The sequence below is a fragment of the Alkalimonas mucilaginosa genome (assembly GCF_036327005.1).
In the GTDB taxonomy this organism is placed as follows: Bacteria; Pseudomonadota; Gammaproteobacteria; order Enterobacterales; family Alteromonadaceae; genus Alkalimonas; species Alkalimonas mucilaginosa.
Genome location: NZ_JAUGZK010000018.1, coordinates 1 through 20,961, shown reverse-complemented (window position 1 = coordinate 20,961; position 20,961 = coordinate 1). Strand labels below are relative to the sequence as shown.

Annotated in this window: 23 protein-coding genes; 12 read left to right on the top strand and 11 right to left on the bottom strand. The window is 54.5% G+C overall.

Translation table 11 applies throughout. The annotated features are described in order from the left end of the window. Positions 1 to 127: 127 nt before the first annotated feature. Positions 128 to 334 (top strand): YheV family putative zinc ribbon protein, encoded by a 207-nt coding sequence (locus QWF21_RS16735; protein ID WP_330089199.1) that lies wholly within the window; start codon positions 128 to 130, stop codon positions 332 to 334. A 4-nt stretch (positions 335 to 338) separates the two neighbouring features. Here the strand turns inward: QWF21_RS16735 and QWF21_RS16730 are convergent, their stop codons facing one another. Further along, positions 339 to 566, bottom strand: coding sequence for a SlyX family protein (locus QWF21_RS16730; protein ID WP_330089198.1), 228 nt, complete (start codon positions 564 to 566; stop codon positions 339 to 341). A gap of 45 nt (positions 567 to 611) precedes the next feature. Beyond that, on the bottom strand, positions 612 to 1,610 hold the full coding sequence (locus tag QWF21_RS16725) for a WD40 repeat domain-containing protein (protein ID WP_330089197.1): 999 nt from the start codon (positions 1,608 to 1,610) through the stop codon (positions 612 to 614). An 80-nt stretch (positions 1,611 to 1,690) separates the two neighbouring features. Here QWF21_RS16725 and fkpA point away from each other — a divergent pair, with 80 nt between their 5' ends. Next, positions 1,691 to 2,422: an FKBP-type peptidyl-prolyl cis-trans isomerase gene (gene fkpA / locus QWF21_RS16720; RefSeq protein WP_330089196.1), complete on the top strand. Its 732-nt coding sequence runs from the start codon at positions 1,691 to 1,693 to the stop codon at positions 2,420 to 2,422. 65 nt (positions 2,423 to 2,487) lie between these two features. Here fkpA and rsd read toward each other — a convergent pair whose 3' ends face one another. Then, a complete protein-coding gene (rsd, locus tag QWF21_RS16715; protein ID WP_330089195.1) occupies positions 2,488 to 2,973 on the bottom strand; it encodes a sigma D regulator in 486 nt (161 codons plus the stop codon). A gap of 163 nt (positions 2,974 to 3,136) precedes the next feature. Here rsd and nudC point away from each other — a divergent pair, with 163 nt between their 5' ends. Both nudC and hemE read left to right on the top strand, forming a co-directional pair. Next, positions 3,137 to 3,952: an NAD(+) diphosphatase gene (nudC, locus tag QWF21_RS16710; protein WP_330089194.1), complete on the top strand. Its 816-nt coding sequence runs from the start codon at positions 3,137 to 3,139 to the stop codon at positions 3,950 to 3,952. 249 nt (positions 3,953 to 4,201) lie between these two features. Next, on the top strand, positions 4,202 to 5,275 hold the full coding sequence (gene hemE / locus QWF21_RS16705; protein ID WP_330089193.1) for a uroporphyrinogen decarboxylase: 1,074 nt from the start codon (positions 4,202 to 4,204) through the stop codon (positions 5,273 to 5,275). A 64-nt stretch (positions 5,276 to 5,339) separates the two neighbouring features. Here hemE and sthA read toward each other — a convergent pair whose 3' ends face one another. Then, positions 5,340 to 6,773, bottom strand: coding sequence for a Si-specific NAD(P)(+) transhydrogenase (gene sthA, locus QWF21_RS16700; RefSeq protein ID WP_330089192.1), 1,434 nt, complete (start codon positions 6,771 to 6,773; stop codon positions 5,340 to 5,342). Between the two features lie 156 nt (positions 6,774 to 6,929). On the opposite strand from sthA, the gene QWF21_RS16695 reads away from it, so the two are divergent. Continuing rightward, the gene (locus QWF21_RS16695) at positions 6,930 to 7,907 is read left to right on the top strand and encodes a DUF3667 domain-containing protein (RefSeq protein ID WP_330089191.1); all 978 of its coding nucleotides are present in this window, start codon (positions 6,930 to 6,932) and stop codon (positions 7,905 to 7,907) included. 67 nt (positions 7,908 to 7,974) lie between these two features. Continuing rightward, complete coding sequence (locus QWF21_RS16690) at positions 7,975 to 8,394, top strand: hypothetical protein (RefSeq protein WP_330089190.1); 420 nt, start codon at positions 7,975 to 7,977, stop codon at positions 8,392 to 8,394. Positions 8,395 to 8,410: 16 nt separating this feature from the next. Here QWF21_RS16690 and QWF21_RS16685 read toward each other — a convergent pair whose 3' ends face one another. From QWF21_RS16685 to leuA, 6 genes are all read right to left on the bottom strand, one after another. Continuing rightward, on the bottom strand, positions 8,411 to 8,806 hold the full coding sequence (locus QWF21_RS16685; RefSeq protein ID WP_330089189.1) for a DUF4019 domain-containing protein: 396 nt from the start codon (positions 8,804 to 8,806) through the stop codon (positions 8,411 to 8,413). A 253-nt stretch (positions 8,807 to 9,059) separates the two neighbouring features. After that, positions 9,060 to 9,380: a heavy metal-binding domain-containing protein gene (locus QWF21_RS16680; RefSeq protein WP_330089188.1), complete on the bottom strand. Its 321-nt coding sequence runs from the start codon at positions 9,378 to 9,380 to the stop codon at positions 9,060 to 9,062. Positions 9,381 to 9,508: 128 nt separating this feature from the next. Next, positions 9,509 to 10,123 carry a 3-isopropylmalate dehydratase small subunit gene (gene leuD, locus QWF21_RS16675; protein WP_330089187.1) on the bottom strand — a complete coding sequence of 205 codons (615 nt, stop codon included), beginning with the start codon at positions 10,121 to 10,123 and terminating at the stop codon, positions 9,509 to 9,511. Continuing rightward, positions 10,120 to 11,526: a 3-isopropylmalate dehydratase large subunit gene (leuC, locus tag QWF21_RS16670; RefSeq protein WP_330089186.1), complete on the bottom strand. Its 1,407-nt coding sequence runs from the start codon at positions 11,524 to 11,526 to the stop codon at positions 10,120 to 10,122. The genes leuD and leuC overlap by 4 nt, the downstream gene beginning before the upstream one ends. Positions 11,527 to 11,528: 2 nt before the next feature. Continuing rightward, on the bottom strand, positions 11,529 to 12,602 hold the full coding sequence (leuB, locus tag QWF21_RS16665; RefSeq protein WP_330089185.1) for a 3-isopropylmalate dehydrogenase: 1,074 nt from the start codon (positions 12,600 to 12,602) through the stop codon (positions 11,529 to 11,531). Further along, on the bottom strand, positions 12,599 to 14,173 hold the full coding sequence (leuA, locus tag QWF21_RS16660; protein ID WP_330089184.1) for a 2-isopropylmalate synthase: 1,575 nt from the start codon (positions 14,171 to 14,173) through the stop codon (positions 12,599 to 12,601). The genes leuB and leuA overlap by 4 nt, the downstream gene beginning before the upstream one ends. Positions 14,174 to 14,754: 581 nt before the next feature. Here leuA and QWF21_RS16655 point away from each other — a divergent pair. From QWF21_RS16655 to QWF21_RS16635, 5 genes are all read left to right on the top strand, one after another. After that, the gene (locus tag QWF21_RS16655) at positions 14,755 to 14,937 is read left to right on the top strand and encodes a hypothetical protein (protein WP_330089183.1); all 183 of its coding nucleotides are present in this window, start codon (positions 14,755 to 14,757) and stop codon (positions 14,935 to 14,937) included. A 137-nt stretch (positions 14,938 to 15,074) separates the two neighbouring features. Beyond that, positions 15,075 to 16,493, top strand: a complete 1,419-nt coding sequence (locus QWF21_RS16650) for a sensor histidine kinase (RefSeq protein ID WP_330089182.1) — start codon at positions 15,075 to 15,077, stop codon at positions 16,491 to 16,493. Next, positions 16,490 to 17,083, top strand: coding sequence for a hypothetical protein (locus tag QWF21_RS16645; RefSeq protein WP_330089181.1), 594 nt, complete (start codon positions 16,490 to 16,492; stop codon positions 17,081 to 17,083). Before QWF21_RS16650 ends, QWF21_RS16645 begins: the two co-directional genes overlap by 4 nt. After that, positions 17,070 to 18,419: a sigma 54-interacting transcriptional regulator gene (locus QWF21_RS16640; RefSeq protein WP_330089180.1), complete on the top strand. Its 1,350-nt coding sequence runs from the start codon at positions 17,070 to 17,072 to the stop codon at positions 18,417 to 18,419. Before QWF21_RS16645 ends, QWF21_RS16640 begins: the two co-directional genes overlap by 14 nt. Before the next feature lie 85 nt (positions 18,420 to 18,504). Then, the gene (locus tag QWF21_RS16635) at positions 18,505 to 18,843 is read left to right on the top strand and encodes a DUF2288 domain-containing protein (protein WP_330089179.1); all 339 of its coding nucleotides are present in this window, start codon (positions 18,505 to 18,507) and stop codon (positions 18,841 to 18,843) included. 76 nt (positions 18,844 to 18,919) lie between these two features. Here QWF21_RS16635 and QWF21_RS16630 read toward each other — a convergent pair whose 3' ends face one another. After that, positions 18,920 to 20,101, bottom strand: a complete 1,182-nt coding sequence (locus QWF21_RS16630; protein WP_330089178.1) for an ATP-binding protein — start codon at positions 20,099 to 20,101, stop codon at positions 18,920 to 18,922. Between the two features lie 264 nt (positions 20,102 to 20,365). Between QWF21_RS16630 and QWF21_RS16625 the strand changes: the two genes are divergently transcribed. Further along, entirely contained in the window at positions 20,366 to 20,932 is a 567-nt protein-coding gene (locus tag QWF21_RS16625) for an acyl-CoA thioesterase (protein ID WP_330089241.1), read from the top strand. Positions 20,933 to 20,961: the final 29 nt, after the last annotated feature.

The window sequence follows — 20,961 nt, the reverse complement described above, 5'->3', positions numbered from 1 at the left end:
GCGGGCTGGCACAAAGCAGGCAGTATACCTGAAGAGGGGGCTGCTCAGCGAGTACAGTGGGTGACCGTGCTGATCATTTCTGTGGCTACTGATGTATAATGGCCAGAGTTCACTGATCGAGAGTTTTATGGATACCCGCAAGAAAAAGCGCTTTATCGCCGGCGCAACCTGCCCCAAATGCCATGCCATGGACAGCATGATGCTGTTTTTAGAGCACAATGTAGAAAAGGTGGAGTGCGTACACTGCGGCTACCAGATGACCCAGCCGGATGCGAAGGTGAGCAAGGCAGCAGGCAGCAGTGAGCAATTGATTGGGGTTTTTAAGCCGGATTAACCTGTTAGTAATGCGGCGGCGGTGGCTCCTGATCCTGCGGCATCATTTCATCCTGCTCCTGCCGCTGCAATTGCTTCGCCAGCAGCAGTACCTGCTGCTGCAGTACCTTAATTTGCTTCTGGTGCTCCAGCAACTCTTTGCTCAGGTGCTGCATGGCATCATCCTGAAAAGCAATCTTACTTTCCAATTCAATAATATGAAGTTCGACTTTGTCGTGTTCTGAGGTGCTCATAATGTGATTCGCTTTGTTCGCGGTGCTGAAGTCTACGCAACCCGCTTAGTCCTTGTCCAGTTGGATTTGCCAGACTTCAGCCAAACCACTGGAGCTTTCACTAATCAGTTGATTGGGGCCAAAAAAGGCGACTGCATGCACGGCCGCGCTGGGTGGCCGGCTGCCGACGCGGGGCGAGACCCGCCAGCGCTGCAATTCCCGGCCCGTTTGTACATCCCATAAGGCTAAGTTGCGGCTGGGGGCACCAGTGGCCAGCCAGCGGCCATCGTCGCTAAAGCGCACGGCACTGAAAATTTGCTGGCGGGCGGTAAATTGCAGCCGGCTCACCAGCTGACCGGTCTGAATATCCCAGATTTGCGCTGTGCTTTGGCTATCGGCGGTAAAGGCAAAACGGCCTTGCGGGTCCAGCGCTACCTTGGTGACCCGGCTTGGGTGCGGAAAGCTGTGAATGATCTGGGCAGTCTCGGTATTCCACAAATAGGCCATGTAATCGTTGCCACCGGTCAGGGCAAAGCGACCATTGGGCGATAAATCGACGCTGTTGATGCGCTCACTGTGGCCGAGAAACTCCAGCCGGCGGCCACTTGCAAAGGTTATGTGTTGCACACCGCCATTGCCTTTGCCAATTAACAGATGCTCGGCATTGTGCGAAACGGCAATATCACGCACCGAGGATTCATCCAGTTGCCAGTAGCCAACATTCTCGCCATCGGCAATACGCCATAAGGCAAAGTTGGTGCGGTCGGCACTGAGCACATGGCTGTTGTTCGGGCTAATCGCCAATGCGAACACAATGTTTGCATCGGCATCACGATGGTTCCATTGATACATTAAGCCTTCGCGCTCAGTATCCCAAATGGTAATGCCATGCTGCACCGACGATTGCACCGCATAGCGGCCATCGCTGGAGATGGCTGCTGCATAGGTTGCTTGAGCTGCATGCTTCCACTGCTGTATCGGGGTGGTTTCCACCCGGCTACAGGCGGCTGTTATCAGCAAAAACAGGAAAATTGGCAGATATTTGCTGTGATGGCTTAACCTCATCTCCACAAACCGTTAGTATAGGATGACGATTAAAATCATAACACAGTGTGCAGCTTAGGCTGCCCGATTTGGAGAAAATAATGCGCGTAACAACCAAACTCAGCCTGGTGGCTGCATCCATCCTTGCTTTGTCTGCCTGTCAACCCGCTCCAACGGAAGGTCCGGTGACACTGGAGACGGACACTCAGCAGCAATCCTACAGCTTTGGTGTCTCTGCCGGTTACTATATTGAGAATGCAGTGGCTGAGCATCAGGCTATGGGCATTGATCTGGATGCCGATCTGATTGTACGTGGCATGAAGGATGCGATTGCTGGCAAAGCCATCGTAACAGAGGAAGAGATCCAGCAGCACCTGACTGCGCTGGATAAAAGCTTCCGGGAAAAGCAAGAGCAGCAAGCGGAAGCCGCAGCTGCTGAAGTTTTGGCGGCAGGTCAGGCGTATCTGAACGAAAATGCCAGCAAGGAAGGGGTGCAAGTGACGGAGTCTGGCCTGCAGTACGAAGTACTGGAGCAAGGTGATGGTGCTAAGCCTGCTGCTACGGATACCGTAAAGGTGCATTATCAGGGATCCTTGCTGGATGGCACGACCTTTGACAGTTCCTACGAGCGTGGTGAACCGATTGAATTCCCATTAAACCGGGTTATTCCAGGTTGGACTGAAGGTGTGCAATTGATGAATGTTGGTTCTAAGTTCCGCTTTACCATTCCGTCTGAACTGGCTTACGGTACCCGCGATATGGGCGTGATCCCACCGAACAGCGTGCTGGTGTTTGAAGTGGAATTGCTGGATATCAAGACCGCCACTGAATAAAGCGGTATTTGTCTACAAAAAGGGCAGCTTTACAGCTGCCCTTGCTATTTTGGCCTGGAAACTTATCAGGCTGTGGTTTGCTGATCGCTGTGTTTATGATGCAGGGTATGGATCAACTCGTCTTCCAGCTCAAAGCGCCCTTCCAGCGCTTGTCCCAGATCGGATAGTTCCAGATCAAAGGCGCCACTTTGCCGGGTGCTGAAATGCTCGGCGTATTTATCGTTAAACTCGAGCGCCAAGTCGGTTGATACGGCAATTTTAGGATACAAGCGATTGGCCAGTTGGCGGCTGTCGGTGCCGTTGACAGCACATTCAGATACGATCTGCTCATACACCTCAAAATGACCGGCAGAGAGGTAATCCATCAGCAGTTGACAGAACTCTTGCACTGCTTCCTGACTTGGTTTGGCGCGCTGTTTGTCATCAAAGGGCGGTAAGCCTGCCAGTTTGCAGTAACTGATAATCAACTGCTGGCGTTCTGTCAGCCAATGATCGATTGCGGTTAAAGCGCCGCCCCACTTTTGTTGTGCTGCCTGAACCCGCCTGTACATGACTTGCTCCTTACCCTGTCTGGTCTTTGGTCTACTTAAAAGAATTCAGCTGCTAAAATCAATGGTTTTTTCATTGGTCTGAACTCTTTGACCATTTATCATACCCCCAGTCAGGCAACAGGCCAACCATTGTTGCCAAATGTTCCTAAAATGAGGATGGAGTATGATCAGTCACAGCTTACCGCTCAAGGCAGAGACTCATGGCTACTGGCTGGTAGTAAATCAGCAGAAAATTTACTGGCCACCAACACAGCATGGTTTGCACTACAGCAGCATGGCGGAGCTGGTGCCATTCTTTGGTGAACCAGAGCAAAGCGGCACGCTAGGCCTGTTTAATGGTAAGCCGGTGTATTATTGGGTGCTCAATGACCAGCGACAGGATGAAGAAAACTGGCTGAATCCCCGGCAATTACTGCAACAGGGTGAAGCGGTGTTTGAGCTGGCGGCCCGGGCTGTGCAGGTAGCGCTGTTTTTACAAACACATCGTTACTGTGGCCAATGCGGCTCGGCCATGCAACTGGTAAGCTGGGAACTGGCGGCTTTGTGCCACCGTTGTGGTCATCGCTGTTACCCGCGTATTGCCCCTTGCGTACTGGTGGCTGTGGTGAAAGACGATCAGTTGTTGCTGGCGCGATCCAGCCGGCACAAAGCGGGCTTTTTCTCTATTCTGGCCGGTTTTGTCGAGTCCGCCGAAACGCTGGAACAAGCCGCGGTGCGTGAAGTAAAAGAAGAAGTGGGCATTGATATTGACCAGCTAGAGTATGTCGGCAGCCAGCCCTGGCCCTTCCCCCATTCACTGATGACTGGTTTTATTGCTCGTTATGTCGGCGGTGCGATTCGGTGTCAGCCGAATGAAATTGAAGAAGCGCATTGGTTTGATTTAGCTGCTTTGCCAGAGGTACCACCGCTGCAAACGCTATCCGGGCAAATGATTGAACAAGTGAAGCAGCGAATCGCAGGCAATAAAAAAGCCACTTAACGTGGCTTAAATCACTAAGTGCTTGAAAACACAAGGTGATTAACAGGTCCCGTGAACGGGCTTCTTTATTCTTATTCTTCACTAGCGCCCTCATTTTATAGCAGATGTATTTTCAGCATACAAGCATCTTTTTGAACTTTTTTTGTGATATTCAGTCTGCAGTCAGTTTGATTCGGATCAGTATTCGAGCTAGAGCCCACTGGCTAGCAATGCTAAGATAACAGCATTCTTATTTGGATTGATGACATCATGCAATTAAAAAACGATCGTTACCTGCGCGCACTGTGCAAAGAACCTGTAGACCGTACCCCTATCTGGATGATGCGCCAGGCTGGCCGTTATTTGCCGGAGTACCGTGCGACCCGGGCTCAAGCCGGTGATTTTATGTCATTGTGCAAAAACCCTGAGCTGGCTTGCGAGGTCACCTTGCAGCCGCTGCGCCGTTACCCGATGGATGCGGCGATTTTGTTCAGTGATATTCTGACCATCCCGGATGCCATGGGCTTAGGCCTTTATTTTGGTGCAGGTGAAGGGCCAAAGTTTGAGCGGCCAATCCGTGATTTTATGGATGTGGTGAATTTGCCTATCCCGGATCCTGAGCAGGAGCTGCGTTACGTGATGGATGCGGTGCGTACCATTCGCCGCGAGCTGAATGGCGAAGTACCACTGATTGGCTTCTCCGGCAGTCCCTGGACCTTAGCGACCTATATGGTCGAAGGTGGCAGCAGTAAAACCTTTAGCATCATTAAAAAGATGATGTACAGCGAGCCGGAAGTGTTGCATATGCTGCTGGATAAGCTGGCGCAGAGCGTCACCTCCTACCTGAATGCTCAGATCGCTGCTGGCGCTCAGTCCATTATGATTTTCGATACCTGGGGTGGGGTGCTCACGCCGCGCGATTACAAAGAGTATTCGCTCAGTTACATGCAGCAGATTGTCGATGGCCTGACCCGTGAGGCCGATGGCCGCAAGGTACCGGTGACCTTATTCACCAAAAATGGTGGTCTCTGGCTGGAGCAAATCGCCGCCACTGGCTGTGATGGTGTGGGCCTGGACTGGACCATGGATATCGGCCAGGCGCGCAAGCGCATCGGCGATCAAGTGGCGCTGCAAGGCAATATGGACCCGAATATTTTACTCGGTACGCCAGAGCGCATTCGCCAGGAAGTGCAGACCATCCTGGATGGCTACGGCCAGGGCACAGGCCATGTCTTTAACCTTGGCCATGGCATCACGCCGGATGTAGATCCGGAGCGGGTCAGTGTCTTTGTCGAGGCCGTGCAGTCGTTTAGCCCGACTTACCATATGAATACCGACGATTAAATTCAGTAAAACGCACAAAGCCTGGCAACTGCCAGGCTTTGTGCGTTTAGGGCAGCGCAAAACCTTAAAACAACCGGTTTAAGCCATTCAATGCTGCCACCCGGTAGGCTTCGGCCATGGTGGGGTAGTTGAAGGTGGTGTGCACAAAGTACTCGATGGTATTGCCGCCATTCTTTTGCATCATAATGGCCTGACCGATATGGACGATTTCTGCCGCCCGCTCGCCAAAGCAATGGATGCCTAAAATTTCTTTGGTCTCGCGGTGAAACAGCAGTTTCAAACTGCCGGCATTGGTGTTGGCAATTTGCGCCCGGGCCAGGTGTTTGAACTGAGCCCGGCCTACTTCGTAGGGAATGCGGGCAGCGGTGAGTTCCTGCTCGGTTTTACCAACCGAGCTGATTTCCGGAATGGTGTAAATGCCCACCGGGATATCGGTAATCAGCTGGCTTTCACACTGGCCCTTCACAATAGCGGTACCGACAATGCGGCCCTGATCGTAGGCAGCGCTTGCCAGGCTGGGGTAACCAATCACATCGCCCACCGCATAAATGTGCGGCACTTCGGTCTGGTAGTTGTCGTCGACCTTCAACTGGCCACGGCCATCGGCTTTTAGCCCCACCGCAGCCAGGTTCAGGCTGTCGGTATTGCCGGTGCGGCCATTGGCAAACAAAATGCAGTCGGCTTTCATTTTTTTGCCGGATTTTAAATGCAGCACCACCCCATCGTCGCGGCCTTCGATGCTGTCGAATTCCTCACCATGACGGATATTGATACCGGAATTCCAGAAGTGGTAGCTGAGCGAATCGGAAATCTCGCTGTCCATAAAGGCCAGCAGGCGATCGCGATTATTGACCAAATCGACCCGTACCCCAAGGCCGCGGAAAATCGAGGCGTACTCGCAGCCAATCACGCCAGCACCATAAATAATGACATGGCGCGGATCGTCACGCAGCGACAAGATGGTATCGCTGTCGTAAATCCGTGGGTGGTTAAAGTCGACAGAGGCTGGCCGGTAAGGGCGCGAGCCGCTGGCAATGACAATATTGGCGGCGCTTAGCACCTGCTTGGAGCCATCGGCTTCGGTGATTTCCAGTTGGTGCGGGCCAACAAAGGTGGCATCCGCATGAAAAATCGTCACCCGGTTACGGTCGTAAAAACTGCTGCGCAGTCGCACTTGTTTGCGAATAACACCGGCGGCGTGCTTTAAAATTTCATCAAAGGTCAGGTGTGTTTTGTTTTCATCCAGCTGAAACAACGGGTTTTCTTTGTATTCAATGTAGCGGCTGACGGAGTGGCGCAGCGCTTTGGAGGGGATGGTACCCCAATGGGTGCAGCCGCCACCGACCGACTGATAGCGTTCAATTACGGCGACCCGTTGGCCACTTTTGGCCAGACTCATCGCCGCCCCTTCACCGCCCGGGCCGGTGCCGATAATAATGCTGTCAAAGTCGTAGGCAGGGGTTTTTTGCTTGGTTTTTGTCGCCACAGGCGGCTCCATCTTAGCGAGTTTCAAAATTAGTATAACAATAGCCTGATTTGACACTGAAAAAAAGCCGACGAAGGTCGGTACGGTGGCTTTTATGCGGGCTATTGCCAAAACACAGTGCTCACGTAAAATCAGGTCAGGACTTTTTACATAACAAGAATAAACAGCATGGAAACCTTGCTAAAACACTGCGATAACTGCGGCACTGCTCTGGAAGGGGCCTTCTGCCATGAATGCGGTCAAGAGAAAAAGAGCTACATTCGCAACTTGACCGGGGTGCTGAGCGAGTTTTTTGGCGAATTTAGCAACTGGGACAGCCGTTTATGGCGAACCTTATGGCCGCTGTGGTTTCGACCTGGGTTTTTAACCCGCCGCTATGTGCAGGGACACAGGGTGCCTTATGTGCCGCCGCTGCGGTTGTATATTTTTACCTCGGTACTCACCTTTCTTATTCTGGCCCAGTTGGTCCCGCATCAGGCGATTGAAGACAGTTCTCACACCGATCCAGACAGCATTCTGATCGAAATTGAAGATGGCAGTAAGCTCACTCTTAGCGAGCTGATGCGGAAAATTGAAGCTGAGGCCCGTGGTGACGCAACAACAGAACCTGGCAATGAGCTGCCTCAGTTGCTTGGAGCGGAAAAGCTGCCCTATGCGTTGCCACTGCCTTTTCTTTCCGATGCAACCCAGCAGCGGGTTGATGAGCGTTTTAATGCCTTGATTGCCAGCCCCAAGCTCGCGATCAACAAGTTTTTTTCGCTGGCACCGCAAATGATGTTTTTGCTGCTGCCGCTGTTTGCCTTATTGCTGAAGCTGATGTACATCCGCTCCAACCGCTTTTACATGGAGCACCTGATCCTGGCGCTGCACAGCCACAGCTTTATTTTGCAAATGGGCGTTTTTGTGTTGCTGCTTGGCATGCTGCAAAGCAGCATCCCCTGGGCCTGGCTTGCCAGTCCGGTCGGTTGGCTGAAAACTGCTTTACTGTGGTGGATCCCTCTGTATTTGCTGCTGTGCCAAAAGTTTTACTACCAACAAGGGTGGGGTAAAACCCTGCTGAAATTCTGGCTAACCAGTTCCATCTACAATCTGACTTTCATCAGCGCTTTTCTGACACTGATTGTGCTCAGTGTGCTGTGGATGTAGGAATGCGCCGTATGTTTTTGGATAACAACGGCATCGCTATGCGTAAAAGCCAGGTTTACAGCTCGCTATGAAAGAGCTTCGCGCTTTTTTACTACTATTTGAAACCTTTATCGGGTTCTGTCTGCCCTTGTACTTGTGGGTTTTTGGGGTGATGATGAGCCCCTTGCTATTGTTAGCTTTGGTAGCTGAGGGAGCCTTTGAGCTGGTGTTGCCTTTGATTGCACTTGTGTTAGGGGCTTTTGGTGTCTGGGGAGTATTGCAGTTGATGATTAAAGTGCTTAGGCCCGATGCCCGGGTGGCAGCACCTGGGATCTTACTAAGATACATTGCCTGTGGTCTGGTCGGGCTGCTGCTGGCGTCAGTTTTTATTGGCCCGCCACCCATGAGCCTGGTTTTGATGCTTGCTCCACCCATTGTGGTTTCTGCTCACTTTTTATATTTGAGCCGGCAGTATCTGTGGCCGAAGACTGCACCGTCACAGCGGTAACGGTGCTAACGCAATCTCAACGGATAAAATAGCCAACAGTGCGCCACTCATCCTGTTCGAAGCTTAATGTCAGAGTTTCAATGGCTGCAGCTTTGTGTTCAAACTGGCTTTGTAAGGTCAGGATCAGGTAACGGCCATCCGGTGCGCCGGGCAAAGAGCTGTGCTCTTGTTGGCTAAGTATTGTGCGGCTTTGCAAGGCCCCAAAAGGTTGCCGTGCCTTTTGCACCATCTGCTGCCACTGGGTTTCAGTCAGTTGCTGCTGCACTATAGTGCCGGCATGCTGCCAACTGGTTTCATACTGGCCTTGATCAATCAACTGCAGCCAGTTTAAGGCTGTGTTCTTGCCATCCGCGGCGGCAAAACAAAAACTGCTAAACAGCAGGCAGCAGCTGGCAATAAGGTAATGTCTCATAACGGATCAGGCTCCTTTGCTGAAAAGGGCGGGACTGTTTCGCCGCTCGCTTACCATAATAAAAAACTATTTTGTGAAATAAAAGGTTTTTATTTGTGATGTTTTTGGCGGTCTGACTGCACGGCGTGTAGCAAAGCATCCCTATTCTGGCTGAAGTGTTGATCCGAATAGTTGGTCATCCAAAGCAATAATAATGGCTGTAAAAAGTCTTGCCGTGTTTCGATGCTATAATCGCCTCCACTGAGAGCATCAATCAGGTCTGCTGCAATTTGACAGCAGTGCCATAGGCCAGCAGTTCGCTGGAACCGGCCAAAATCGCGCTGGTGCTAAAACGAATACCCACCACGGCATCGGCGCCCAGTTTGCTGGCTTCTTCCACCAGTCGCTGAATGGCTTTGTCCCGCGCTTCGCTCATCATCTCGGTGTAGCCTTTCAGTTCGCCGCCAACAATGCCTTTTAAGCCCGCCATAATATCGCGGCCAACATGCTTGGATTGCACCACATTGCCGGTGACAACACCAAGCACAGTTTGGATCTGATAGCCGGGCAGGGTATCGGTGGTGGTAAATAACATGGCAGGGCTCCTGTAAGCTGGTGAGCCTCCAAGGTAGCGAATCGGTTGTGGAAATGTAAGTGTGATGGCCGTATGAATTTGTAACGAAATATAGTATCAGCCCCGGAACCGGGGCTGATGCCAGGTGCTTACCCCAGCCAGGGCTGGCTGGTTTTGCGGCTTTGCTCAAAATCGCTGATTTGCGGTGCGAACTGCTCGCTGCTGCCGATAAAATCCAGCCCGCTTAACAAGCGCTGCTTGATATCCGGGTCAATCTCAAAGCCGAGCGCCGCATTGTTGCCAAAGCGGATTTCCTGATTTTTTAAATCGATTTGCCACTGCTGCGGCCCTTCGTTGCAGCGGGTGAACAGGCTGTCGATATTGCCTTTGCTCAGCGCAATCAGCAGCATGCCGTTGTTGGCGCAGTTGTTGTAGAAAATATCGGCGAAGCTCTCGGCTATAATCACCTGAAAACCATACTGCTGCAGAGCCCAGGGCGCATGCTCCCGGCTGGAGCCGCAGCCGAAGTTGGCGCGACTTAGCAGGATGGTGGCACCCTGATACTGCGGGAAGTTCAGCACAAAATCCGGGTTTGGGCTGCCATCGGCCAGATAGCGCCAGTCGTAAAACAGCGCCTCGGCAAACCCATCGCGGCTGACCGAGGTTAAAAACTGCTTTGGAATGATCTGATCGGTATCAACGTTGTTTTTATCCAGCGGGCAAACCAGGCCGCTGGCAAATACCGGGTGGATGCTTGGATTCATGCCCAGTCTCCTGTGGTGATGTCTACAAAACGGCCGGCGATGGCAGCGGCGGCGGCCATAGTCGGGCTGACCAGATGGGTACGGCTGCCCCGGCCCTGACGGCCTTCAAAGTTGCGGTTGCTGGTCGAAGCGCAGCGCTGACCGGCTTCAACCCGGTCGTCGTTCATGCCCAGGCACATCGAGCAACCCGGTTCACGCCACTCAAAACCGGCGTCTTTGAAAATGGTGGCCAGGCCTTCGCTTTCGGCCTGACGCTTCACCTGGCCAGAGCCAGGCACAATCAGGGCGCGCACGCCGGCAGCCACCTTTTTATCTTTCACCAGGCTGGCAGCAGCGCGTAAATCTTCAATCCGGCTGTTGGTGCAAGAGCCAATAAAGACCACATCCACCGCTAAGTCGGTCAGCTTCTGGCCAGGCTGCAGCCCCATGTACTCGTAAGCACGGCGGGCGGCATCCTGCTTGCTGCTTTCGCTAAAGGACTCGGCGGCCGGAATGGGCTGATCGACCGCGATCACCTGCTCCGGGCTGGTGCCCCAGCTAACCTGCGGTTTGATTTGGCTGGCATCCAGCGTGACCACCTGATCAAACACAGCATCCGCGTCTGAATACAGGCTTTGCCAGTAGCTGACCGCCGCCTCCCAGTGCTCGGCTTTGGGCGCATGCTCTTTGCCTTGTAAATAGGCGATGGTGGTGTCGTCCGGTGCAATCAAACCGGCTTTGGCGCCCATTTCAATGCTCATATTACACAGCGTCATCCGGCCTTCCATGCTCATGGCACGGATGGCACTGCCGCAAAACTCAGCGACATAGCCATTGCCCCCGGCGGTGCCCAACTGGCCAATCACCGCCAGGATCACGTCTTTTGGCGTCACATGCGCCGACAGGCTGCCGTTAATTTCAATCTTCAGCGTTTTAGCGCGCTGCTGTGGCAGGGTTTGGGTGGCCAGCACATGCTCGACTTCGGAGGTACCGATGCCAAAGGCCAGGGCACCAAAAGCGCCATGGGTTGAGGTGTGCGAGTCGCCGCAAACAATGATCATGCCAGGCTGGGTTAAGCCCAGCTCCGGGCCAATCACATGCACAATGCCCTGATCCGGGTGGGTTAAATCCAGCAGTGGAATGCGGTGCTCATCGCAGTTCTCTGCCAGGGCCTCCAGTTGCTTGCGCGAGGTTTCGTCAGCGGCGTCCATACTGCGGCGCTGGGTCGACACATTGTGATCCATGGTGGCAAAGGTCAGATCCGGCCGGCGCACCGGCCGCCCGGCCTGCTTTAAACCGGCAAAGGCCTGTGGCGAGGTCACTTCGTGGATCAGGTGGCGGTCGACGTACAGCAGATCGGTGCTGGCATTTAACTGACCGACAACATGGCTCTGGTAAATTTTCTGGTATAAGGTCTGGCCCATGCTCAGGCTCCTGCAATGGCGTTGGCGATGGCACTGCCGACATCGGCGGTGCCATAGGACGAATCGGGTTGAATATCGCGGGTGACAATGCCCTGTTGCAGGCACTGCTGCACCGCCTGCTCAATGGCTTTGGCGGCCTCTTCCAGCCCAAAGCTGTAACGCAGCATCAGGGCGGCACTTAAAATTTGGGCGATGGGGTTGGCAATGCCCTGGCCTGCGATATCTGGCGCGCTGCCACCGGCCGGCTCGTACAGGCCAAAGCCACTGCCATTCAGACTGGCCGAAGGCAATAAGCCCATCGAGCCGGCAATGGCGGCCAGCTCATCGGATAAAATATCGCCAAACAGGTTGTCGCACAGCAGCACATCAAATTGCTGTGGGCTACGGATCAGCTGCATGGCGGCATTGTCGATGTACATATGCTCCAGCGCAACATCCGGGAAATCTTTCGCCACTTCGGTCACCACTTCGCGCCACAAAATACTGGTTTGCAGCACATTGGCTTTGTCGATGGAGGTCACTTTGTGACTGCGTTTTTGCGCCGCTTCAAAAGCCACCCGGGCAATGCGGCTGATTTCGGCTGTGCTGTAGGTCTGGGTATCGAAGGCGCTGTTCTCGCCGCGGCCTTTTTCACCAAAGTAAATGCCCCCGGTCAGCTCGCGCACGCACAGCACATCCATGCCCTGACTGCTGACCCGTGGGTGCAGCGGCGACAAGTCGGCAAAGGCCGGGTAAATCTGGCCGGGGCGCAGATTGCAGAATAAATCGAAGGTTTTACGCAGCGGCAGCAAAGAGCCACGCTCGGGCTGCTGATCCGGTGCCAGCCCGGTCCACTTCGGGCCACCGACCGAGCCAAACAAAATGGCATCGCTTTGCTGGCAGATGGATAAGGTCTGCGGCGGCAGCGGCTGACCAACGGCATCAATGGCAGCGCCGCCAACCAGCGCCTCGGTGCGCTCAAAAGTCAGGCCAAAACGCGCTTCCACCGCATTCAGTACCTTGTGGGCTTCGGCCATTACTTCCGGGCCGATGCCATCGCCTGCCAGGACGGCAACCTTAAAACGTGTCTGACTCATTCTGTTTCTGCTCCTGCGGTTCGTTGACGCGCTTGCTTGCAGGCATCGACCTGCTGGGCGCGTTGGATCATATTCAACACATGGACATAGGCCAGCACCGAGGCGCGGACAATGTCGGTGGCAAGGCCGGCACCGTGGAAACGGCGGCCTTCAAACTCGGCAATAATATCGACCTGGCCCAGCGCATCTTCGCCGCTGCCTTTGGCGGATAAGTTAAAATCCACCATCCGGATGGGCAGTTTGCTGATGCGCTGAATGGCCAAAAATGCGGCTTCGACCGGGCCATTGCCGGTGGCGGCTTCGGTCAGCAGGTCGTCGCCGCAGCGCAGACCGACGGTTGCGCTGGCCACATGGCCGGTATGGGTGGAAGAGCTTAAAAACTCCAACCGGTAAAACTCGTCTTGCTCCTGCAGGTTTTGGAAAAACACCAGGGCTTCCAGGTCGTAATCAAACACCCGGCCTTTCTGATCGGCCAGTGCCAGAAAGCTCTGGTACAGCTCATCCAGGTTGTAGTCGTCTTTGCTGTAGCCCAGATCGCTTAACCGGTGCTGGATCACATGGCGGCCGGAGCGCGAGGTCAGGTTCAGTTCGTTCTGGCGAATGCCGACTTGCTCCGGGGCCATAATTTCGTAGGTATTCTGTGCTTTTAACACGCCGTCCTGATGAATGCCGGATGAGTGGGCAAAGGCATTTTCGCCGACCACCGCTTTGTTCGGCTGAATCGGCATATTGCAGATCTGGCTGACCAGATGCGAGCTGCGGTAAATCTCGGTGGTTTTAATGTCAGTGTACAGCGGCGCAAACACATCCTGGCGGGTTCGTACAATCATCGCCACTTCTTCCAGCGAGCAGTTGCCGGCGCGCTCGCCAATGCCATTGACGGTACACTCAATCTGACGGGCTCCGGCCTGCACCGCGCTGATGCTGTTGGCCACGGCCAGCCCTAAATCGTTGTGGCAATGCACGCTCAAACGGGCTTTGTCGATGTTCGGCACCTTGTTTTTCAGTGCATGAATAATGGCGGCAAACTCGGTCGGGATGGTGTAGCCCACGGTGTCCGGGATATTGATGGTGGTGGCGCCGGCGGCAATGGCCCGTTCAATGATGTAACACAGATCGTCTATCGGGGTGCGGCCGGCATCTTCGCAGGAGAACTCGATATCGTCGGTGTAACGGCTGGCCTGACGGATGGCCGCCACCGCTTGCTCGGTCGCCTGCTGCAGAGTCTTGCGCAGCTTGTACTCCAGGTGCAGCGGCGAGGTGGCGATAAAGGTATGGATCCGCTTACGCTCGGCGTCTTTTAACGCTTCGCCGCAAGCTTCAATATCGCCGGCTACCGCGCGGGCCAGGCCGCAGATCACCGGGCCTTTGACTTCGCGGGCAATGCGCTGCACCGAATCAAAATCACCGGGGGACGACACCGGGAAGCCGACCTCCATCACATCGACATTCAGCCGGGCGATGGCATGGGCCAGTTGGATCTTTTGCTTCTGGCTTAAACTGGCCCGTAGCGCCTGTTCGCCGTCTCGCAGGGTGGTGTCGAAGATCCAGATTTTATTGTCCGCACTCATGCTGCTTTTCCTTTCATCGTACTTGTCAGTGGTAGGCCCCGGCTGGGATGGCGCTGCCTAAAAGCAAAAAACCCCGGCCTTAGGCACGGGGTTTTTTCAGAATTTGGCTGCGTTACTTGCGCACAGCACCAACTGCCCCGTGTGGTATACGACGGAGGAGGAGGTTGAAAATAATGCTGTTGTGGCAAGCATTCAGTGGCATTGTGGTTCGCCTTATTTTTGTACTGGCTCTATTAGTACCACCATTTTTTTTAGGTTGCAACAGTATAGATGGCTAAACGTCGATCTTTTTCAGTGGTCGGCGCAGAACGTGAGAAATGGCCAAACCCCGGTTGTTCACGGCTTCACAGCCGGTGTCGCAAAAAAAAGACAGTATAACCACTTGTTTTTAAATGATTTTGTTTTTATATCGCTTTTGCTGTCGCCAATCAGAGACACTTTCGCGGTCTTCTTTCACTGGTTTTGATCTAAGTGCTTGATAATGAAAATATAATAAACTTGGCACAACAGTTGTATTAGTCACCTCAGAACGCGCTGGAATTTATCACGAACTTTGTATCATGGCGCCTGAGGAGACTACGATGGACCCTGTAATTGCTGCACTGGTCACTTTTTTGATTCTGAATCTGATGCTGGTTACCGCCATGCTGCGTCGTATCGACCTGAACAATGAAAGCGTTATTGCCTGGGAACGTGAGCAGGTACTGACAGATGCTGCTGCAACAGCCCTGTCGTCAGAGGTTGAGCCTGTTACGGGCAATTGATTCCCCTTGATGGTCTGTGGCCTGGTCACCCGGTTCATTCCGGTTACTTGGGTCACTCCGGTTCGCTGGGTCACAGACTGTCGTTTCTGCTCTAAACACGGTATGCTTGCATTAAATCGGACGACCGTATCCAATCGATGAAACTTCAACTGCTGCAAACCGCTTCCCTGCGACAACTGGTGTTGTCCAGCTTTGTGCTGGCGCTGATCCCGGTGGCGGTGTTGATGTGGCAAAGTCACCGTGCTTTAACCGGCATCAGCCAGCAGGCGGTGGAGCAGGCCAGCAACTCGGCTGCCAGCGTGCGGCGGATGGAGCAAATGCAAAACCAGGTGGTGGATATCGAGCGTGCCATTCGCCAGTTTGCCGTGCTAAAAACCGAAGCATTGGCCCGGCTGGCGCAAAACCATCTGGCCAGCTACCAGCAACTGTTGCCTCAGGTTTGTGAGTCTTTAACCGAAAGCACCTTATGCCAGCAACAAGAACTCACCCTGCAGCAGCTCAACCAATCCTTTACCCAGCAAAGTGCCGACCAGCTCGAACCCTTATTGCAGCAGCTGCGACAGCAGCAGGGCCGTTTGTCGCAGCAGATCTGGCAACAACTGGAGCTGCAACTGGCAGCGCAGCAGCGCGATGTCGCCTCAGCCCAGCAGCAACTGACCTGGCAAACCATTCTGTTGGTGTTTTTAACCCTGCTGTTGGTGATCTGGGGTTCGCGCCGTATTACCAGCCCGGTCACTATGCTGGAGCGGATGATCCGCGCCATTGGCCGGCAGCAGCCGTTTCCGGAAGCCAGAGTGCAGGGCCCGAAAGAGCTGACCGAGCTGGGCGAGCAGCTGCGGGTACTGGCTGGTCGCTTGCAGCAACTGGAGTCCTTGCGGCTGATTTTACTGCGCCATGCCTCGCATGAACTGAAAACGCCGTTATCCAGTATCCGGGAAGGCTGCTCCTTACTGACTGAGGAGTTGGTCGGGCCTTTAACGCCCCAGCAGCAGGAAGTGGTGGCCTTGCTGAACGGCAGTGCCGACCGGCTCAGCCAACTGACCGAGCAGTTGCTGGATTACAACCGCTTACTGCAACAAGCCAAACCTGAGTTAAAATGGCATCCGGCCCGTGCCATGATAGAAGCCTGTGTGCAGGATCATACCCTGGCGCTGCAGCAACGCGGCCAGGCCATTCGGCTTAATTGCCAGGTTGAACAGCTGTACACCGATGGCATGTTGTTCCGGCGTATTTTGGATAATCTGATCAACAATGCCCAAGCCTATGGTGCTGAGAACAGCGAAGTACGGATTGAATTGCAGCAGCATGAGCAGCAGTGGTGGCTGGATGTCGCCAACAAAGGCCACAGCATAGCGCCCGAGCAGCGCGAACGTTTGTTTGAGCCTTTCCAGCGCGGCCAAAGCCCGCGCCACGATCAGGTGCAGGGCTCCGGTCTTGGCCTGTCCATTGTCGCAGATTGCGCCCGCTTGCTGGGTGGAAAAGCCGACATTGTCGATTCACCTCAGGCGGATTTTTGTGTCCGTATCCGCCTGCCTTTGCCCGAGGAATTGGTATGAAAGTGATCTTGGTTGGTCTGGTGCTACTCAGCCTGGTGGGGTGCCAGTTGCTTGGTTCGCAGCAGGCTGCACCCGAACCTGAGGTTGTGGCCGAGCAGGTAGAGCTAGAACCCGAGCCGGAGCCGACTGCGGAGCCACAGCGACAACTGAGCCTTGCCGACGATAGCGACAGCCTGCTGGCCTGGTTGCAGTTTCGCCAGCAGGTGCTCAGCAGCAGCTCGCTGCAACGGGAGCAGTGGGAGTTGGAGGAGCAGCCTGAACTGGCCGCCATCCAGACCAGCCTGATGCAGCTGCACCCGGAGAACAACTACTTAACCCGTTTTCGGGCCCAGATGCAGCTGGCCGAGCACCTGATGCTGGCGGCGCCGGATCTGGCTGCTTTGTTTGGCTGGGATCTGGCCTTTAACCAAAAGCTGCTGGAGGCCGAGTCTGCCATCAGCGCGCTGTCGCGCACCCTGGCCGATGTGCAGCATGAACACGAACAGCTGCGGGCCCGCAATCTGGAGCTGGAGCAACAAATCGAAGCCCTGACCCAGATTGAAGCCCGATTGAATCAGCCGGATAACGGAGTGAACAATGAGCAACCCTGAGGGCCGCGTCTTATTGGTGGATGATGATCCCAGTTTGCTGCGTTTGCTGACGCTGCGACTGGAAGGCGAAGGCTTTGTGGTGCTGACTGCCGATTGCGCCGAGGCGGCGCTGGAGGTGTTGGCCAAACAGGATGTCGAGGTGGTGCTGAGCGATCTGCGGATGCCGGGGCTGGATGGCATGGCCTTGTTCGATGAAATCGCCCGCCGCAATCCCGGCTTGCCGGTGATTTTAATGACGGCCCATGGCTCGATCCCCGAAGCGGTAGCCGCTACCCAGCGCGGTGTGTTTGGTTTTTTAACCAAGCCGCTCGATCACAGCGAGCTGCGCGATATTCTGCAGCAGGCGCTGCACCAAAGCGTGCCGGAGCAGTCGGATTGGCGCGCGGCCATTATCAGCCGCTCCGAGCAGATGGAAACCGTGTTGCAGCAAGCGCAGCGGGTGGCGCAGCGCGATGTAAGTGTGCTGATCACCGGCGCCAGTGGTACCGGCAAGGAGCTGCTGGCGCGGGCCATTCACTGTGCCAGCCCACGGGCAGAAAAACCCTTTGTGGCGATTAACTGCGGCGCTTTGCCCGAGCACCTGCTGGAGTCTGAGCTGTTTGGTCACACCAAAGGCGCCTTTACCGGCGCGGTCAATGAGCACAATGGCCTGTTCCGTGAAGCCGATGGCGGCACCTTGTTTCTGGATGAAATCGGCGATATGCCATTGCCGCTGCAGGTCAAATTATTGCGCGCCTTGCAGGAGCGGCAAATCCGGCCGGTTGGCAGCAGCAAAACCATCCCGATCAATGTGCGGGTATTGTCGGCCACCCATCAGGATTTGCAGCAGGCGATGGGCGAGGGCAGCTTCCGCGAAGATTTGTACTACCGGTTGAATGTGGTCAATTTGCAGTTGCCACCACTGGAACAGCGGCCGGAAGATATTCCATTGCTGGCGCGCCATGCGCTGCAGCAAAGTGCCGAGCGCCATCAGGTGAAGGCCACCCGCTTTACCGACGATGCGATGCAGCTGCTCACCACCGCCAAATGGCCGGGCAATGTTCGCCAACTGGTTAATGTGGTGGAGCAGTGTGTGGCTTTAACCCATGGCCCGGTGATCAGTGCCAGTCTGGTCGAGCAGGCCTTAGCGCAGGACAGCAGCTACTGGCCCACTTTAACCGAAGCGCGCGATCAGTTTGAGCGCCAGTACCTGGTGCGGGTGCTGCAAATGACCGACGGCCATGTCACCCGGGCGGCCGAGCTCGCCGGGCGTAACCGCACCGATTTTTACAAGCTGCTGAAAAAACACGATCTGAGCGCCCAGCAGGTAACGGAAGACAAAGAAGCCAGCGAGTAAAGCGCCCCGGCCAGTCCAGGCTGGGTTAAAACCCAGCGCTGGGCCATGGTATACTGCGGGCAGTAACTGCTTTTAAGGAAACCCCATGACTGCCATCACCCCGCCGGAGGTTGAAACCCCGGAACTGATCAAAGCCAAAATCACCAGCGAAACCGCCCGCATCAACTGGCTGGAATTGCAAAAATTCTACGCCGCCGGTTCGGTGGTAGCGGTGGATCTCAGCCTGGATTTGGTGGACGTAGCCTATGCCTTTAGTCAGGATCACAGCCAGCAGGTGCAAAGCTGGCTAACGCAGGGGCAAGTGAAGCGGGTCGAGGAAGCACAAGCCAAACAGTGGTTTGATGCCAAGCAAGAGCTGTGGGCCGTGGTGATCGCGCCCTGGGTACTGGTGCAGGACAAACCCACCGCCAGCCAGCTGAACTAGCTGGCTCAGTGCTTTATCTGGTGCTTAGTTCGTATTGAAAGCTTGCCAGTCCACTGGCTGCATTGGGAGATCTGCCTTAGGTGGGGCCTTCCCAGTTCGGTACTTCTCGCTTCATAAACTCGTCAAAAAGTGGCACTGTGAATGCGGTGTCGCCGTGCGATGGACTCCAAATCATCCCTTTTTTGATCAGCCCACTACGGAGCGGCCCTAAACTTTCCACCTTCTTCTTTAAAAGCTTTGCAATTTCACCTGAGCGATGTGGCCCGGGGCCAAGCTCAGCCATCGCCCGCAGGTAGTCCTGTTCTTTTGGGGTGAGGCGATCAAATCGTACCCTGAAAAAACTGCTATCCAATGCCTTGGTTACCTCTGCGGTCGCTATTTCGACATCGTGTTCGTTAATGGGTGATTTTTCAGCGACTCGCCAGGTATGTTTTCCCCACTCTTGGAGAAAATATGGGTAGCCACCGGTCGCCTCTACGATCATGGTTAGCGGTTGCTCCTGGATCTCTTCGCCTTCATCCTGAATGGGCTGTCTAATGGCAGCCTTGGCAGCCGGGCTACGAAGCGGCCCAACCGTCGGATAGTCGAATAAGCGTTCAGCGTACGATTTCGCATCCCCTGCCAGTCCGGCAACCTGGGGCAGTCCGGCACCAAATAGGACTATGGGTAAACCGCCCTGACTTATGGCGTGCAACGCGACGATTAAAGCACGAAGATCCTCCTCGCCAAGGTATTGAACTTCATCTACCAGTATTGCTACGCTGGTTTGTGCTGCACGAGCAGCTTTGCCAACGGTCGTTAGCAATCCTGGCAAGTCAATTTCGAGATTTCCGCTGTCTGCTACATGAGGGTCGGCAACCTCCAGATTAATTTCACCGATTGAAACTTTGAAGACACTTGCAAATCCCTGTAAAGCCCCAAGTGCCTGGCTTGCCAGCTCTTTGGCCTTTTCCAGCTTGCTCAACCGAATCAGCACACCCTTCAAAGCTGGCGCGAGATACTGAGCCAAACGTTGCCCTTCCGGTGCTTCGAGTTTTACCAGACTGTAGCCAATCTCTTCAGCCCGTTCCCCGATTTTATTAAGCAGTACAGTCTTGCCAACGCCGCGAAGCCCAAGAAGCATCAAGCTTTTTTCGGGACGACCCTTTCGAATACGATGTAAGGTAATTTCCGCCGCTGACAGAATGTCATCACGGCCCACCAGGGCGGGAGGAGGGGTTCCTGCACCGGGTGCGAACGGATTTCTTATTGGGTCCATCGCAGCTACGACCTCATTTTGAGTAGACTTACACTAAATTACCAATCTATCAGTTGGTGATGCGGCTATGATTATAGGGAAATTACTATAACTTATCAATCTATAGCAAACTATTGCCTGCTTTGGGCTGGCCACTACAGTGGCAAGTAAGTCGCTAGCTGAAGCGAAACAGCTACCACACCTGCTGCTTTAGGGGAGGGCGCTGTGCGCTTTACCGACCAACCAGCTTCGGCTACAGTGTTTAAAACACCAGCCGGAGCTTTTATGGGCGCAGACTACAAAACCGTTGCCAGTTCCAAAGTCACCTTATCGCAGCTGATGCTGCCATCGCATTCCAATTTCAGCGGTAAAATCCACGGCGGTTACCTGTTGTCCTTAATGGATCAGGTGGCGTTTGCCTGCGGCTCCAAGTTCAGCGGCCGCTATTGCGTCACCGCTTCGGTCGATCGGGTGGATTTCCTCAACCCGATCGAAGTCGGCGAGCTGGTCACCTTAAAAGCCTCGGTCAACTTTGTTGGCAGCAGCTCCATGGTGATCGGCATCCGGGTAGATGCGCAAAACATCCAGACCGATGCGGTGAAGCACTGCAATTCCTCTTACTTCACCATGATCGCCAAAGACGAGCAGGGCCAAAGCGTGCCGGTACCCCGGCTTATTTTAACCAGCGAACTGGAAGTGATGCGCTACCTGCAAAGCGCCGAGCGCATCCGCCAACGCAAAGCCCGCCAGGCGATGACACTACCCTGCGGCGGCGCCCTGCAGGCGGCACTGACTGAAATCCGCCAGCATTTTGATGCGAAAATTGAGTTGGCTGATTCTGAGCTTAGTTAGGGCTGAAAGGGGTTAGATGGGCGCATCGG

Excerpts from the sequence above, each read along its gene's own strand:
- QWF21_RS16735 (WP_330089199.1), top strand. The coding sequence starts at position 128 with ATGGATACCCGCAAGAAAAAGCGCTTTATCGCCGGCGCAACCTGCCCC.
- QWF21_RS16730 (WP_330089198.1), bottom strand. The coding sequence starts at position 566 with ATGAGCACCTCAGAACACGACAAAGTCGAACTTCATATTATTGAATTG.
- QWF21_RS16725 (WP_330089197.1), bottom strand. The coding sequence starts at position 1,610 with ATGAGGTTAAGCCATCACAGCAAATATCTGCCAATTTTCCTGTTTTTG.
- fkpA (WP_330089196.1), top strand. The coding sequence starts at position 1,691 with ATGCGCGTAACAACCAAACTCAGCCTGGTGGCTGCATCCATCCTTGCT.
- rsd (WP_330089195.1), bottom strand. The coding sequence starts at position 2,973 with ATGTACAGGCGGGTTCAGGCAGCACAACAAAAGTGGGGCGGCGCTTTA.
- nudC (WP_330089194.1), top strand. The coding sequence starts at position 3,137 with ATGATCAGTCACAGCTTACCGCTCAAGGCAGAGACTCATGGCTACTGG.
- hemE (WP_330089193.1), top strand. The coding sequence starts at position 4,202 with ATGCAATTAAAAAACGATCGTTACCTGCGCGCACTGTGCAAAGAACCT.
- sthA (WP_330089192.1), bottom strand. The coding sequence starts at position 6,773 with ATGGAGCCGCCTGTGGCGACAAAAACCAAGCAAAAAACCCCTGCCTAC.
- QWF21_RS16695 (WP_330089191.1), top strand. The coding sequence starts at position 6,930 with ATGGAAACCTTGCTAAAACACTGCGATAACTGCGGCACTGCTCTGGAA.
- QWF21_RS16690 (WP_330089190.1), top strand. The coding sequence starts at position 7,975 with ATGAAAGAGCTTCGCGCTTTTTTACTACTATTTGAAACCTTTATCGGG.
- QWF21_RS16685 (WP_330089189.1), bottom strand. The coding sequence starts at position 8,806 with ATGAGACATTACCTTATTGCCAGCTGCTGCCTGCTGTTTAGCAGTTTT.
- QWF21_RS16680 (WP_330089188.1), bottom strand. The coding sequence starts at position 9,380 with ATGTTATTTACCACCACCGATACCCTGCCCGGCTATCAGATCCAAACT.
- leuD (WP_330089187.1), bottom strand. The coding sequence starts at position 10,123 with ATGAATCCAAGCATCCACCCGGTATTTGCCAGCGGCCTGGTTTGCCCG.
- leuC (WP_330089186.1), bottom strand. The coding sequence starts at position 11,526 with ATGGGCCAGACCTTATACCAGAAAATTTACCAGAGCCATGTTGTCGGT.
- leuB (WP_330089185.1), bottom strand. The coding sequence starts at position 12,602 with ATGAGTCAGACACGTTTTAAGGTTGCCGTCCTGGCAGGCGATGGCATC.
- leuA (WP_330089184.1), bottom strand. The coding sequence starts at position 14,173 with ATGAGTGCGGACAATAAAATCTGGATCTTCGACACCACCCTGCGAGAC.
- QWF21_RS16655 (WP_330089183.1), top strand. The coding sequence starts at position 14,755 with ATGGACCCTGTAATTGCTGCACTGGTCACTTTTTTGATTCTGAATCTG.
- QWF21_RS16650 (WP_330089182.1), top strand. The coding sequence starts at position 15,075 with ATGAAACTTCAACTGCTGCAAACCGCTTCCCTGCGACAACTGGTGTTG.
- QWF21_RS16645 (WP_330089181.1), top strand. The coding sequence starts at position 16,490 with ATGAAAGTGATCTTGGTTGGTCTGGTGCTACTCAGCCTGGTGGGGTGC.
- QWF21_RS16640 (WP_330089180.1), top strand. The coding sequence starts at position 17,070 with ATGAGCAACCCTGAGGGCCGCGTCTTATTGGTGGATGATGATCCCAGT.
- QWF21_RS16635 (WP_330089179.1), top strand. The coding sequence starts at position 18,505 with ATGACTGCCATCACCCCGCCGGAGGTTGAAACCCCGGAACTGATCAAA.
- QWF21_RS16630 (WP_330089178.1), bottom strand. The coding sequence starts at position 20,101 with ATGGACCCAATAAGAAATCCGTTCGCACCCGGTGCAGGAACCCCTCCT.
- QWF21_RS16625 (WP_330089241.1), top strand. The coding sequence starts at position 20,366 with ATGGGCGCAGACTACAAAACCGTTGCCAGTTCCAAAGTCACCTTATCG.